Annotated in this window: 13 protein-coding genes; 11 read left to right on the plus strand and 2 right to left on the minus strand. The window is 61.0% G+C overall.

Translation table 11 applies throughout. From position 1 onward, the window contains the following. Positions 1-7 precede the first annotated feature (7 nt). The 11 genes from lptC (at position 8) to PQ457_RS15240 (ending at position 12,405) form a co-directional block, all read left to right on the plus strand. Positions 8-655: an LPS export ABC transporter periplasmic protein LptC gene (gene lptC / locus PQ457_RS15190; protein WP_273617622.1), complete on the plus strand. Its 648-nt coding sequence runs from the start codon at positions 8-10 to the stop codon at positions 653-655. A gap of 41 nt (positions 656-696) precedes the next feature. Beyond that, complete coding sequence (locus PQ457_RS15195) at positions 697-1,290, plus strand: LptA/OstA family protein (RefSeq protein WP_273617623.1); 594 nt, start codon at positions 697-699, stop codon at positions 1,288-1,290. Between the two features lie 200 nt (positions 1,291-1,490). Then, positions 1,491-2,570 (plus strand): GDP-mannose 4,6-dehydratase, encoded by a 1,080-nt coding sequence (gene gmd, locus PQ457_RS15200; protein ID WP_273617624.1) that lies wholly within the window; start codon positions 1,491-1,493, stop codon positions 2,568-2,570. A gap of 11 nt (positions 2,571-2,581) precedes the next feature. Beyond that, positions 2,582-3,511: a GDP-L-fucose synthase gene (gene fcl, locus PQ457_RS15205; RefSeq protein WP_273617625.1), complete on the plus strand. Its 930-nt coding sequence runs from the start codon at positions 2,582-2,584 to the stop codon at positions 3,509-3,511. Continuing rightward, on the plus strand, positions 3,511-4,767 hold the full coding sequence (locus PQ457_RS15210; RefSeq protein ID WP_273617626.1) for a WcaI family glycosyltransferase: 1,257 nt from the start codon (positions 3,511-3,513) through the stop codon (positions 4,765-4,767). Before fcl ends, PQ457_RS15210 begins: the two co-directional genes overlap by 1 nt. A gap of 2 nt (positions 4,768-4,769) precedes the next feature. Continuing rightward, the gene (locus tag PQ457_RS15215) at positions 4,770-6,182 is read left to right on the plus strand and encodes a lipopolysaccharide biosynthesis protein (protein WP_273617627.1); all 1,413 of its coding nucleotides are present in this window, start codon (positions 4,770-4,772) and stop codon (positions 6,180-6,182) included. 24 nt (positions 6,183-6,206) lie between these two features. After that, positions 6,207-6,971, plus strand: coding sequence for an acyltransferase (locus PQ457_RS15220; RefSeq protein ID WP_273617628.1), 765 nt, complete (start codon positions 6,207-6,209; stop codon positions 6,969-6,971). A gap of 64 nt (positions 6,972-7,035) precedes the next feature. Continuing rightward, positions 7,036-8,001 (plus strand): NAD-dependent epimerase/dehydratase family protein, encoded by a 966-nt coding sequence (locus PQ457_RS15225; protein ID WP_273617629.1) that lies wholly within the window; start codon positions 7,036-7,038, stop codon positions 7,999-8,001. Beyond that, positions 7,998-9,176 (plus strand): glycosyltransferase, encoded by a 1,179-nt coding sequence (locus tag PQ457_RS15230; RefSeq protein WP_273617630.1) that lies wholly within the window; start codon positions 7,998-8,000, stop codon positions 9,174-9,176. The genes PQ457_RS15225 and PQ457_RS15230 overlap by 4 nt, the downstream gene beginning before the upstream one ends. A gap of 131 nt (positions 9,177-9,307) precedes the next feature. Further along, a complete protein-coding gene (locus PQ457_RS15235) occupies positions 9,308-9,733 on the plus strand; it encodes a hypothetical protein (RefSeq protein WP_273617631.1) in 426 nt (141 codons plus the stop codon). Next, complete coding sequence (locus PQ457_RS15240) at positions 9,730-12,405, plus strand: right-handed parallel beta-helix repeat-containing protein (protein ID WP_273617632.1); 2,676 nt, start codon at positions 9,730-9,732, stop codon at positions 12,403-12,405. The genes PQ457_RS15235 and PQ457_RS15240 overlap by 4 nt, the downstream gene beginning before the upstream one ends. A 36-nt stretch (positions 12,406-12,441) precedes the next feature. Here PQ457_RS15240 and PQ457_RS15245 read toward each other — a convergent pair whose 3' ends face one another. Together PQ457_RS15245 and PQ457_RS15250 are read right to left on the minus strand one after the other, a co-directional pair. After that, positions 12,442-13,986, minus strand: a complete 1,545-nt coding sequence (locus PQ457_RS15245; protein WP_273617633.1) for a GMC oxidoreductase — start codon at positions 13,984-13,986, stop codon at positions 12,442-12,444. Then, positions 13,983-14,786, minus strand: a complete 804-nt coding sequence (locus PQ457_RS15250; protein WP_273617634.1) for an aldo/keto reductase — start codon at positions 14,784-14,786, stop codon at positions 13,983-13,985. The genes PQ457_RS15245 and PQ457_RS15250 overlap by 4 nt, the downstream gene beginning before the upstream one ends. Positions 14,787-14,860: the final 74 nt, after the last annotated feature.

Consider the following 14,860-nt stretch of genomic DNA (forward strand, 5'->3'; position numbering starts at 1 on the left):
GGCACCAGTGACCATTGGTGCCGATCTGCTGCGCAACCGCCGCCGCGCGAAAGCCGCGCCCGGCGGGGCGCAGGATCGCATGATCCGCTTTCTCTTTTCCGCCCTGCCCATCGGCGTAGGCATGACCACCGCCGTCATGGTGGTCAGCCCGATCTTTCCCCATGGCGAGGTCTCCTTTCTGCTCGACCGCAACAAGGTGGCCGTGGCCAAGGAGCGCCTGTCGGTCACCAGCGCGACCTATCGCGGCACCGATGACAAGGGGCGCCCGTTCGAATTGAACGCTGGACAGGCGGTGCAGCATTCGTCGCTGGTGCCGATTGTGGAAATGCGCGGCCTGCAGGCCAGCCTGGCCATGGAAAACGGCCCTGCGCGGGTGGAGGCGCCCTCGGCGCGCTATGACCTGAACCGGGAACGGATGCAGGTGGCTGGCCCTGTGCAGTTTTCGGAAAACGGCGGTTACAGCATGCGCACCAGCAGTGTCGAGATCGACCTAAAGACCCGGCGCGCCACCGCAAATGGCGGGGTGACCGGAACCGTGCCGGCGGGTACTTTTTCGGCCGACCATATGGTGGTCGATCTCGCGTCGCGCAACGTAGTGCTGGAGGGGCGGGCGCGGTTGCGCATGACTCCTTCCCGAATGAAAATGCCCAGATGAAACCGCTTCACGCGAGGTGGGGCTTGGGTTAAGGACCAATCATGTCTGTTAGCATGCGCTTTTCGCTTTCCCGTCGCGCCGGTGTCACGGGATTAACCGCTCTGGTGTTGAGCGGATGGGCCGGCGCCCTTTTGGCGCAGGGGCTGGAGAGTCATGACAGCAATGCGCCGGTGGACTATGCCGCCGACCGTATCGACGTTCAGGACAAGGCCAAGCGGGTTTTGCTCACCGGCAATGTCGAGATCACCCAAAAGGGCCTGAAGCTGCGCGCGGCGCGCACGCTGGTGGCCTATACCGACAATGGCGCAAGCGGCGGCGGCAGCGGCAATGATGTCAAGATCCAGCGCATCGACGCGACCGGCAATGTCGAGGTCATCCGCGGCGAGGAGCACGTCTGGGGCGATCTGGCCACCTATGACTTTGGCCGGCGGGTCATCACGGTGGTCGGCCATGTGCGCCTGCAAAACGCGCGGGGCAACGGGACGGGCGAGCGGCTGGTGATCGATCTGGACAATCATATGTCCAATTTTCAGGGCACCGGCTCGGGCAAGGGCGCGGGTTCGGGCGGACGCGTGACAGGGAGCTTCTCGGTCGCCAAGAAGAATGCGGTTAATTCGGCGCAGGATCAGAATTAACCCAATTCCCCCGAATCGAACGCTTAATTTTACCAGCGCAGACCTTATTTCGTACCAATCTGGAACACAATCCTCTGATTTCGCAACATTTTGGCTCGTCACGCCGATACTTAGGCCCTTTTACTTATAAATTGACTTGCAGAATTCCCCTCATTGGGTAGATATGCCGCACCTGCGAAATCAATGAGGTTTGAAAAGCCATGACCACTGTCCCTTCCAATGGCAAAGTAGCGCTTATTACCGGCGTAACTGGACAGGACGGTGCATATCTTGCCCGTTTGTTGCTGGAAAAGGGCTATGAAGTTCATGGCATTAAGCGTCGTTCTTCGTCTTTTAACACGGGTCGTATCGAAGACATTTACGAAGATCCCCATGTTGAAGGCGCGCGTTTTCACCTGCACTACGGTGATCTGACGGATTCGACCAACCTGATCCGCATCGTCCAGCAGACCCAGCCGGACGAAATTTACAACCTGGCCGCACAAAGCCATGTGCAGGTCAGCTTTGAAACCCCCGAGTACACCGCGAACGCCGATGCCATCGGCACGCTGCGTCTGCTCGAGGCGATCCGCATTCTGGGGCTGGAAAAGAAGACCCGCTTCTATCAGGCTTCGACCTCGGAACTTTACGGTCTGGTGCAGGAAGTGCCCCAGCGTGAAACCACCCCGTTCTATCCGCGCTCGCCCTATGGCGTGGCCAAGCTCTACGGCTACTGGATCGTGGTGAACTATCGCGAGGCCTATGGCATCCATGCCAGCAACGGCATCCTGTTCAACCATGAAAGCCCGCTGCGCGGCGAGACCTTCGTGACGCGCAAGATCACCCGCGCGGCTGCCGCCATCTCGCTGGGCCGTCAGGAAAAGCTCTATCTGGGCAATCTGGACGCCAAGCGCGACTGGGGCCATGCGCGTGAATATGTCGAAGGCATGTGGCTGATGCTTCAGCAGGAGCAGGGCGACGACTACGTGCTGGCGACCGGCGAAACGGTCGAAGTGCGCAATTTCGTGCGCTGGGCCTTTGAAGACGTGGGCATCGAGCTGGAATTCACTGGCGAAGGCATCGACGAAAAGGGCATCTGCAAGAAGACCGGCAAGGTCATCGTCGAGATCGACCCGCGTTACTTCCGCCCGACCGAGGTGGACCTGCTGATCGGCGATCCGACCAAGGCCAAGGAAAAGCTGGGCTGGAGCCACAAGACCCCGATCCGCGAACTGGCCCGTGAAATGGTCCAGGCCGACCTCGAGGTCATGCGCGACGCCCCGATCGCCAAGTTCCAGTAAGGATTCCCGGCATGTTCGATCTTTCCGGCAAGCGTGTCTTTGTCGCAGGCCATCGTGGTATGGTGGGCAGCGCCGTTGTGCGCCGCCTTGCTTCGGAAAATTGCGATGTGCTGACCGCCGGCCGCGCCGAGCTTGATCTGATGGATCAGGCCGCCGTGCGCGGCTGGATGGCGCGGGAAAAGCCCGAAGTGGTTGTTGTGGCTGCGGCCAAGGTGGGCGGCATTCTGGCCAACAACACCTATCCGGCCGACTTCCTCTACAACAATCTGATGATCGAGGCGAACCTCATTCAGGCTTCGCACGCGGTGGATGTGGGCAAGCTGCTGTTTCTGGGTTCGTCCTGCATCTATCCCAAATTCGCCCCTCAGCCGATTACCGAGGACGCGCTGCTGACCGGTCCGTTGGAAGAAACCAACGAATGGTACGCAATTGCCAAGATCGCCGGGATCAAGCTGTGCGAAGCCTATCGCGTGCAGCATGGCGTCGACTACATCAGCGGCATGCCCACCAACCTTTATGGGCCGGGCGACAATTACAACCTCGAAACCAGCCATGTGATGCCCGCGCTGATCCGCAAGGTGCACAATGCCAAGAAAATTGGCGGCACGGTGGAGGTGTGGGGCACGGGCACCCCGCGCCGCGAATTCATGCATGCCGATGATTGCGCCGATGCCTGTGTGCATCTGCTCAAGAACTATTCCGGCCGCGAACATGTTAACATCGGCTTCGGCTCGGATGTCTCGATCCTCGAACTGACCCATCTGGTGATGGAAGTCGTCGGCTATGAAGGCGAGATCGTCCATGATCTGTCCAAGCCCGACGGCACCCCGCGCAAGCTGATGGACTCCTCGCGCCTTCATGCGCTTGGCTGGACCCCGCGGATCGCGCTCAAAGAAGGCATTGCTGACGCCTACCGTCACTTCCTGACAGAGGTAGGTTAATGGGTGATGGCCTGCGGCTCGCCATTGTCGGTCTGAATTACGCCCCCGAGGAAATCGGGATCGCGCGTTACACGACCGACATGGCAAAGGCGCTTGCCGCCAGAGGAGCCCAGGTCGAGGTTATTTCCGGGAAACCCTATTATCCGGCTTGGTTTGTTGAGCCGGAATGGCGCGGGGGATGGCGCCGCAGCGTCGAAGACGGCGTTTCGATCACCCGCTGCCCCTTTTATGTCCCGCGCAAGCCGGGCGGTCTCAAGCGTATCCTGCATCTGGCCAGCTTTACGCTGAGCGCCTTGAGCCCTGCCCTCGCGCTGGGAATGAAGCGCCGTGACAAACGGCCGCAGGCGGTCTTCTGCATCGCCCCCTCCCTGCTCAGCGTGCCGGTGGCATGGGTGCTGGCCCGGCTGTCCGGGGCCAGCCTGTGGGTGCATGTCCAGGATTTCGAGGTCGAGGCCGCTTTCGCCACGGGCCTGGTGGGCAGCGGCGGGGCCGCGGCCCGTCTGGCGCGCTGGGTGGAAAACCGCATGCTGGGGCTGGCTGACATCGCCTCCTCGATCAGCCCGCAAATGTGCGAGCGCCTCGTGGCCAAGGGCATCACCGCCGACCGTGTGGTCGAAGTGCGCAACTGGGCCGATGTGAACACCGAATTTTGCAGTCCGCAGCACAGCCCCTATCGGCAGGAATGGGGCATCGGCCAGCGCAAGGTCTGCCTCTATTCCGGCAATATCGCCAACAAGCAGGGCATTGAAATCCTGATCGAGGCGGCCCGCTTGCTGCGTCATCGCGCGGATATCCAGTTTGTCATCTGCGGTCAGGGGCCCAACCGGGTCCGGCTGGAAGAACTGGCGCGCGGGCTGGACAATGTGATGCTCCATGACCTTCAGCCAATGGCCCGGATGGGCGAATTGCTGGGTCTGGCGCAGGTCCATCTATTGCCGCAGATTCCGGGCGCAGCCGATCTGGTGTTGCCCTCAAAACTCACCAATATGCTGGCCTCGGGCCGCCCCGTCGTGGCCACGGCCGAGCCCGGCACCGGCCTGTATGACGAGGTGGACGGCTGCGGTCTGGCGGTGGCGCCCGGCGATGCGGCGGGTCTGGCCCATGCGATCAAACGACTGATCGACGAGCCTGAAATGGCCGCGCGTTTCGGGGTCGAGGCACGCAAGCGGGCCCAGGAGCGCTGGTCCCAAGCGGCGATGATCGACCGGATCGAGGCGCGTCTGGCCCGGTTGCTCCGCCCTGGCGTGGCGGCCTGACGATGGCTGTCGCCCTCAAGCTGCGCCATGGTTTTGGCGCCATCGCGCGCAAACTGCACTATGTCCGCCTGACGCCCTTTGACACCGACACGGCCGAAGGGCGCGCGCATGAAAGACAGCGCCGCGTGGCGCTGAGCGCCATGGCCTCGATGGTGGCGAAGGTGATTTCGGTATCCACCGCCCTGATTTCCGTGCCGCTGACGCTGCATTATCTGGGCGCCGAGCAATATGGCATGTGGATCATCCTCAGCTCATTGCAGGCATCTTTTACCTTTGCCGATCTGGGCGTCGGCAATGGCGTGCTCAATCAGGTGGCGACGCTTTATGGCCGCGATGATTTCGAGGGCATAAGGCGGGTGATTTCCTGCGGCTATGCGATTTTGACCGTGGTGGCGCTGGCGATCATCGGGCTGTTTGCCGCACTCTACCACCTCGTGCCATGGTTCGAGATCTTCAACGTCAAAACCGCCGCCGCGCAGGCCGAGGCGGGACCAGCGCTGGGCGCCTTCATCCTGTGCTTTGCGGCGGCTATGCCGCTGGGCATCGTGCAAAAGGTTCAGATCGGCCTGCAACGCGGCTTTATGGCCAGCCTGTGGCAATGCGCGGGCAGCGTGATCGGGCTGGTGGGCGTTCTGGTCTGTATCAAGATGAAGCTCAGCCTGTTCTGGCTGATCTTTGCGCTGATGGGGCAGCCATTGGTGGCCGCCCTACTTAACAGTTTGATATTTTTCGGCTTTATCGAAAGGGGACTGTCCCCCCGCCTGCGTCAGATCAGCCTGGGGGTGATGCGCGCGATCTCGCAGACCGGGGCCATGTTCTTTGTGCTCCAGATTGTTGCGGCGGCCACTTTCTATGTCGACTCGATCATTCTGGCCCAGGTGCTGGGGGCATCGCAGGTGCCGGTCTATTCCGTGCCGGAAAAGCTGTTTTCGCTGATCGCCACAGTGCTGGCCATGGTGCAGGCACCGCTCTGGCCGGCCTATAGCGAAGCGGTCGCGCGCGGCGAGTATGAATGGGCGCGGCGCACCTTGCGCAATTCGCAGATCTTTGCTGCAGGTTTTGCCACAATATGTTCGACGGTCCTGGTGATTGGTGGGCCGACCATCCTGCACTACTGGGTCAATGGCGCGGTTCAGCCGCCGCTGATGCTGATGCTGGGTCTGGCCATCTGGAAGATCGTCGAAGGGCAAGGCAATGCCATGGCCATGTTCCTCAACGGCACCAACCAGATCCGCTTTCTGGTCGTGCTTTCCGTGGTGACGGCGGTGGTGGCGGTGACGCTCAAGGTGCTGCTGGCGCGCCAGTTCGGCATTTCGGGCACCGTATGGGCCACTACGATCGCGTTTTCGATCTTCATGCTGATTCCTAGCATCATGCACACGCGCAAGTATCTGCTTGAGCACAGCGGGCACTGAAAGAGTCGCAGAGGGGGGACGATCATGTTTTCGGCCATAACACGCCACCTGAAGCGCAATCTTTCGCCGTCGATGCGCATCCGGGTTCTTCGCCTTTACACAAGTTTCTCCCGGCTTTCGCATCCGTTCCGTATCTGGCGTTTGCGGCAACGGCACATTGGCGCGGGATCTTATGTCGACAAGTCCGTCAACGTCTTGGGTTGGCGCAATACGCGCATTGGTTCAAACAGTGTCATCTGTGAGAATACATGCATAAACATAAACAACCGCGGAAGCCTTGAACCAAAAGTCGTGATTGGCAACAACTGCTTTGTTGGAAGAAGGAATTTCTTCAGCAATGCCAATCAAATTATTCTTAAAGACTACTGCATGACAGGATTGGACTGCCACCTCAATAGTGCCGATCACGTTTTCAGCGACCCGTTCATGCCCTACATCGGCACGGGCGTTACCAATACGAACAATATCATTCTTGGCGTCAATACGTGGCTGGGCACCGATGTCACCATTCTAGGCAACGTGACCATCGGCCATGGCAGCGTGGTGGGCGCAGGCTCGCTGGTCACCAAATCCGCACCGCCTTTCAGCCTTCTGGTGGGCAGTCCGGCGCGGGTGATCAAACGCTATGACATGCTCTCGCAATCATGGATTCCGGTTGCCGATTTCACGCCCGAAATGGAAGCGCTGTTGCCAGACGAGGACAGCTATCTGGCCACCCTGCAAAAGAACAAACCACATCTGTTCATGTCTTATGATGCTGCCGGCAAATGCCGGGGCGATTTGCCGTGAACAGGAAGTGTCCATCGCATCGCATTAAACCCAAATCTTGCACCCAATTGATAAAGGACCTTTCATGACCACGCAATTCAAGCGGTACATCGTGACGGGCGGCGCTGGCTTTATCGGTCACCGCGTCGTGCGCAATCTGCTCGCCATCGAAGGCGCCGAAGTGGCGATCATCGACGACCTTTCGGTCGGTATGCCGATGCCCGCCCCCGCCGATCGCCTGACGCTGCACAAGGCCGATATCCGGGATGCAGAGGCGATTGCGGCCATTCTTGCCGAATTCAAACCCGATGTTGTTGTCCACCTTGCCGCGGTGCATCACATTCCCACCTGCGAGACCAAGCGGGCCTATTCGCTCGATGTCAATGTCGTGGGTACTGAAGTTGTGCTGGAAGCTGCCGCAGCGGCCGGGGTGCAGAAGATCGTGCTGGCCTCCTCGGGCGCGGTCTATGACTGGAAGGAAGGCGCGCTGATCGAGGACACCGCTCCGTTGCGCGCTGCCGACAACTATTCCATCGCCAAGCTGACCAACGAAACGCAGGTTCGCCTGTGGGGCGACCGGACCGGCGGCCAGGTGGCCATCGCCCGCATCTTTAACACCATCGGCGCCGACGACCCCAATGCCCACCTGATCCCCGACATCATCACCCAAATCCCCCAGGGCGCCAGCCAGGTTGAGATCGGGCTGGGCAATCTGACGCCGCGCCGCGACTACATCCATGTTGAAGATACGGCCCGCGCGATTGCCACGATCGCCATGACCGCGCTGGAAGGTCCGTTCAACATTTTCAACGTTTCCACCGGCAAGGACGCTACGGTGGTCGATCTGGTCAATTTGCTGGGCGAAATCATGCAGGTCAAGATCGACGTGGTGTCCGACCCGGCCCGCATTCGGCGCATCGACCGCCCGACCCAGTTGGGCGCGACCGACAAGATCCGCGCCACGCTGAGTTTTGAACCGCAACGCAACCTGCGTGAAGCGTTGGTCGATATCGTCAAGCAGTCGGGTTGGACAAGTGAGGCCGTCCAATGATCCGCGTCGGTTTTGTCTTTGCCCGCACCGACACAGGATGGATGGGCGGCATCACCTATATGCGCAATCTCATTGCGGCCATTCAGGCGATCCCGAACCGGAAAATCGAACCGGTGCTGATTGTACCTTCGCAGATGCCGGACAAGAATCTTTCTGATTTCAAAGGATTGGAAATCATAAGGACAGCGGCGCTCGATCGCAAAAGTCCGGCTTGGCTATTGGGGAAATTGAGCGAGAAATATCTCTTCAAGCGCAATCTCGCGCTTGAGGCGGTCTTGCGTCAAAACCGGATCGCAATCCTGTCGCATCACGCCCGGATCGGATCGAAATCGAAGTTTCCCAACTTGCTGTGGATTCCCGATTTTCAGCAGAAACGACGTCCCGACTTCTTCGAACCGGCCGAAATCGCCCGCCGCGATGCCGACAACGAACGTTGCGTAGCCGAAGCCCATTGGGTGGTTCTGAGCAGCCATGACGCGCTGAACGATCTGAAGACTTATGTCCCCGCCGGGGCTGACAAAAGCTCGGTCCTGCGTTTTGTGTCGGGCATCCAGTCAACCTCGCGCGGGGAATTGGGGCTGGCGGAACTGGAGGCCAAATATGGCTTTTCCGGCCCCTATTTCCATCTGCCGAACCAGTATTGGGCGCATAAGAACCATGCTGCCGCCATCCGCGCGGTGGCCTTGCTGAAACAGCAGGGTTTGAAGGTGACTGTCCTCTCGACCGGGGCGCCGACCGACTACCGCCATCCCAAGTTCTTTGAGTCAATCGAGAAACTGATCCAGGAACTGGACGTTGGCGATTGCTACAAGGTGCTGGGGCTGATCGACTATGCCGACATGGGGCCGTTGATGGGCCATAGCGTAGCGCTCATCAATCCGTCCTATTTCGAGGGGTGGAGCACCACCGTCGAAGAGGCCAAGGCGATGGGCAAGGCCATCATCCTGTCCAATATCCCGGTCCATATCGAGCAGAATCCGGCGCGCGGGGTCTATTTCGATCCCGATCAGCCCGAAGAACTGGCACAGGCCATGCGCGAGGTTCTGGCCGCTTATGATCCGGCGCAGGAAGAGGCTCTGGTTGCGCAGGCCAAGATCGACAACCAGGCCAAATTTGTCGAGTTTGGCGAGGTCTATCAGCAGATCATTCTGGAAAGCCTGGGCAAACAGGCCTGATCTCAAACCGAAACGGGGCGGGTGTCCTATTCAATAGGATACCCACCCCGTTCACCAAATAGATATTTCATTTTCCTACAATTAACCAATATGGCTATCTGGTCCTTCCGCTCGATTCGTGAGGGACTGAGATGACCGACCTAGCTATTTCGACGCCAGCCGCCTATGTCACGCCACAGGCGATGGCCTTTGCCGGTGCCTCCGGCAAAGCCATCTATGTCAGCCAAAACTCGCCGCTGCCGGTAACCAGCAATGCCTGTCCGGCTGTCCCGCTGAGCGGCACGACTTCGGCCAATCTGATCGCCGGCCCCTATACGCCCGTCATCGGACGCAGCGCCATTCTCACCCTGTCGGGCGACTGGAGCGGGATGGTCCAATTGTCGCGATCCACCGACGAGGGGGCCACGCGCCAGCCGATCACACTGGGCGGCGCGCCATGGGCGCTGTTTTCCGCCAATTGCTGCGAAGCCGTCTGGGATGAAAGCGACGCTGCCGCCAGCCTCTATCTCGAAATCACGCTGACCTCGGGCACTCTTACCTACAGGCTCTCGCAATGACCATTGACTCGCTATCGCGCAAGCTGGCGACACTGGCCAGCACGAATGCCGCCGCCGCCCTGACCATGGCAACCACCGCCAACCAGCGGATTGCCTCGATCCCCCTGTTCAGCGGCCTGCCCAACACTTCCTTCGACAGTTCGATCACCGCAATCGTCACCGGCGGCAATGCCGCAGCCGGGGTGGGCGGCGCCAGCTATGTGTGCGACGATCTGGCCACATCAGCGCTGGCGGCCGACAATCCGGCGCTGTGCAAGATGTCGGCCGATGGGCGCTATTGGCGGTTGGCTCCGGTCAATGGCGCGATCGCGGCCGAGCAATGCGGCGCGGTGCCCAATGACACGACCATGGGCACGGCCAATGTCGCGGCCTTGCGCGCGGCGCTCTCCTATGTCTCGCAGGTCTGCAACGGGGGTGTCGTGCAGTGCGGGCCGGGCCTGTTCACGCTGGATGCGGCCGCGCTGGGCAGCGACGGTCTGGCCATTCCCTCCTCGGTGGTGATCCGGGGCCAGCGCGGTTCGACAGTCTGGGCCCCTAGCAGCACACCGGCCGATCATATGGTTACCATCACGGGAGCCAATGACGTTGCAATCGAGGATATCGAATTGCGCGGCACGGTGCTGTTTGCCAATACCAGCCGGGCCGCACTGCGCCGGGTGAAGGTGGTGGGCAGGCTGTCCGGCACGGTGCAATTTGCCGAAACGGGCATTGCGGTTGCTTCCTATTTCGGCGGCTCGGGACAAACCTATCAGGACGCCACCGGCAGCATCGACGGCGGCGATTTCGGCCATACGATGGCGGGCAGCGTGATGACCACCACGATGTCGGGCGGGACGCTGGGGGTGACCCAACAAGCCCGCTATGTGGTGTCCGACTTTATCCCGCTCAATGCGGCGATGCGCTATGTGGTTGAGTTCCTGCCTGGATTTCTGGGCGGCGCAGGCGCAGCCGCGCCCATGATCACCCTTTACGACAGCGCCAAAGCGCCCCTGCCCTCCGGACAGAGCAACACGCCCACCAACCTGTTCATCGGCAACAATGAAAGCCAGAACGGCACGATCAGCGCGGCCATCATGAATGCGGCCTACATGAAAATCGCGGTAGGCTCGTTTCGCAATTACACGACTGCCATAGGGCTGGCGGCAACCTTCGACCTGTCAAAGATCGTCATCTATTCGGCCTCCAACGATCTGGCCACACAGGGGCTGACCGCATCGCCGGGGGATGCGGCGCAGATCCAGTTGTCCTCCTGCACGGATATGATCATTGACGATTGCGACTTTCGCATGGTCAACCGCAGCTGCGTAAAACTGATCTCGTGCACGTCTTGCAGCATCACCCGATCGCGTGTTCGTTATTCCTATCAGGGTTTTACCGATGACGGCGGCAAGGGCAACCGCATCACCGACAATGACATCGACCTGCGCTTGGCCACCAGCGGCGGCGATCTGATCGGCAACAAGCTGCTGCGCCTGCGCGGTCTGGGGGGCACGGGGTCAAACGGGGGCGACTATTCGCGCAACCGCATTCAGGGCGCCAGTTGGGGAATCGAACTTCTGCCCAACAACCCGGCCTATCGCAACACGGCCAGCCACAATGTGATCGACGCCGAATTTGCGGGCATGTCGTTGACCACGGGCGATTGGGTGGTGGCCAATAACCGGATCAGCCTTTGCTCTCAGGGTTTGTTCGGCATCGAATTGCCCGGAGCCGACAGTGTTAATGCCATCAGCGCCACAGCCACCGGCAATGTCATCCAGTGGCGCGATTTTTCCGGCTATCTGGGCTTTGGCATTTCGGCCACCTGCGTCGGCAAGGTCGCCGTTCAGGGCGGCTTTATCCGCGCGCCGGTCGTGATCCAGAACGCGGGCACGAATGTGACGGGCGAAATGGTCATCGACGGCACCGTGGGTGAATTTGGCTCCACCGCGCTGCTGGGCCGCGACAGCGCCATCAGCGCGCGCTTTGCCGCCCTGCGCCCCTATGTCCTGTGTTATCCCTATGGAACCAGCGCCAGCGGGACAGTCATCGATTTCAAACCATCCGGCAACGCCAATCCCCTGTCACTGAGGATCGATCATCTTGTGCCGGCCGCGGCCAGCATCACCCAGATCAGCAATTGCAGCAATGTCAGCCTGACCATGCCCGACATCCGCCCCGCCGGCTATGTCACCTCGCAATATATCAGGATCGACTGGCCCACCAATGCGCCCGCCAACGTCACGCTCAAGGATTGCAATTTCATCAATCCCCCCGCCGATATGGGCCGCAGCCAATGGTGTTCGCTGGGCAGTATTGTCCCGCAAACCGGCTCAAAGGTGGTCATGCAGGGCAATGTCTGGGGCTTGCAAAAGGTGCCCGCGCCCACCGGCACCTACAACCGCTCGATCCTCTCGGGCGATCCCCTGCTCAGCGGCTATATCAGCAGCGCCGCGATTGGCACGATCGCGGCAGGCGGCAGCTGGACGACCACGCTGACCGCTTTTGGCGCCTGCACCACCGATCGCGGCTATGATGTTCAACCCGGCACGCCGGGGGCGCTGGCCGGGCTGATCGTGCAATGCTGGGGCAGCAGCGACGACAATGTCACCGTGCAGATCACCAACCCGGCCGGCACCGCGCGCACGGTCGGCACACTGTCCCTATGGGTCAATGGCTTGCGGCCAACCTGAACATGAACGCCCCGGCACGCGATGGCCGGGGCGTTTTCATGCGGGGCGCAGATCTTTCGCCAAACGATCCGCCGCTCGAAAAGCCAGCATCATCAGCATCATGGTCGGATTGGCGCCGCCGCTGTTGGGCAGCACCGATGTGGCCAGAACCGTCGCATTGGCCAGCCCATAAGGGCGCAGATCACCATCCACCACACCGTTTGCCCGGTCCGGCCCCATCCTTGTCGAACCGACCGGATGGAACACCCCGCCCGAGTCCTGCAATTCGCGCAGCACATCATCGCCGGGCCGCCGCACGACCCGCGCCAGATCGCCCAGCGCCGACCCCTTCCACGCCGCTTCATAAGCGTTGGCCGCCTTTTCCAGACTGTCGAGATCGCGCGGCGCCACATCCCAATCCACCACCGCCAAAGGCAGGCCGAAAACATCCTTGCGATCAGGCGACAGGCGGATGCGGTTTTCCGGCAAAGGCGCCTGTTCGATCACCATATGCAACTGGACCTCGGCATCGTCGGGATAGAGCAGGCGTTTTTCAACAAAGCGCCACCACACCGCCCGCGTCAGCCATGGCAAAGAGCGCGCCAGCGAGGCCAGCACCGAAACCGGCGGCAATCGGCGCTGTTGCAGATAGCGGAACAGGTCGCGCAGCGCGTTGAAACCGCCGCTCTCCTCGCTGACAAAGGCGATATGGGCAAAACACGGCGGTATCGTTTCGCGCAGCCCCGTATGATCGGTCAGCTCAAAACGCAGGTTGCGCATCGCCCCGCCGTTCGAAAACTGAAACCCGGCCAAACGGTTCAGCTTGCGCCGGTCCTGAGGCTCCAACCGGCCGATGACCACGGACAGGTGATCGGAAAAATAGCGGCCAAGCTGATCGTGGGGGGCAAAAATGCGTTGGCCGTTCTGATGGTCAAGCAGCAGCAGCAGGCGTGTGGTTTCGATGGCGCCCGCGCTGAACACCACTTCGCGCGCGGCGATGGTCAGTTCCCCGCCCTGATGCCCGCGCGCCACCACCTGGGCAATGCGGTCGCCTTCAAGGCGAAATTCCGTCGCCGTTGCCCCCAGCCAGATCACCGGCGCGGACGGCCCTTTCAACGCTCCATCGACCAGATTGGCGACATTACGGCTTGCAAAAGGCGGCCATTTGGCCAGCCTCGGCACGAAGTCATCCGAGACAAAGCCCCCCAGCCCCGGCGCCGAATAGTCGCCCTTGCTCAGCCCGAAGAACTCCTCGACCGCCGGGGCATAGGCCACGATATCCTCATGCGCGACAGGCCATTGCGCCGGGTCCAGATCTCCCTTCAAAAAGGGGATCAGCGCTCCGCCCCACCGCGTCGATGTGCCCCCAAGACAGCGAAACCGGCCATGCGCCGCGCCATCGTAATAGCGGCGGGCAAACTCCACCTCGTTGAGGGGATGTTCTTCGCCCTCCTGCTTTTCCACGCCCGATTCCAGCGCGACCACGCGCAGCCCCTGTTGCGCGAGGCGCACCGCCACGGCCAGCCCGGCCGTACCCGCCCCGATCACCAGAACATCGGCCTCGATCCGCTCCTGCGTATCGGGGGTCAGATGACGGATCATGCCAGCAGGCCGGCATATTGCCCGGTGCGTTCCGGGCGGGTCGTGCTGACGATAATCGCTCCATCGGCATTGCGGCGCAGCGCCTGTTTCAACACATCCGTCACCCCAGCCGCCGGGTCAAGCGCCTTGGCCGCCGAGACATAGGCATAGGTAATCTGCAAAGGCTTGCCATGGGCGGTCAGCAGGTCCGCCTCGCGCTGTTCCAGACTGTCGGCCATCTGCACGACCTGAGCCAACGGGCTGTTGTGTTCCAGATAGGGCGCCAGCAATTCCGCCGTCAGCGCCAGGCCAAAATGGCGGACTTTGCCCATATGGCGCATATCCTCCAGCCAACGCAGCCATTCATCAGTATGGACCAACGCATAGGGCGGCTCATGGAGCGTATAGAGGTCGATCGTCTCGCGCCCCAGTCGCCGCAGGCTGCCCTCCAGCGCGGCCTGGGCGCGTGAAAGCGTGAAATCCACGGTCGGGCGCGAAATCGCCTTAACAAAGCGCCCCGCCGCCTTGCGGGCAAAGACCGCAATCTGGCTCTGCTCCTCGCCGCCGGGCGAATAGATGCCGACCTTGGTGGTGACCGTCACATCGCGGTGGCGTCGCAGAGGTCCGGCCAGATCACGCTCGGCATGGCCAAAGCCGTAATAAGGCGCGGTATCAAAATGGGAAAAGCCGCTTTCGATGGCAGCCTCGATCAAGGTTTCCCGCTTGGCTGCGCTTCCCGCATTGAACAGGCTGGCTGTGCCGAAGATGAAGCGGGAGACGTCCAGATCGGTTCCTGCCAATCGGACTTTTTGCATGGGCATGGAAGATCACCTTGAAATGCCGGGTCCGGGAAAGGGGGCAAGCTGCTTGGCAAATTTTTGCAATGCAGTATAAA

Source organism: Novosphingobium humi (genome assembly GCF_028607105.1).
Lineage (GTDB): Bacteria > Pseudomonadota > Alphaproteobacteria > Sphingomonadales > Sphingomonadaceae > Novosphingobium > Novosphingobium humi.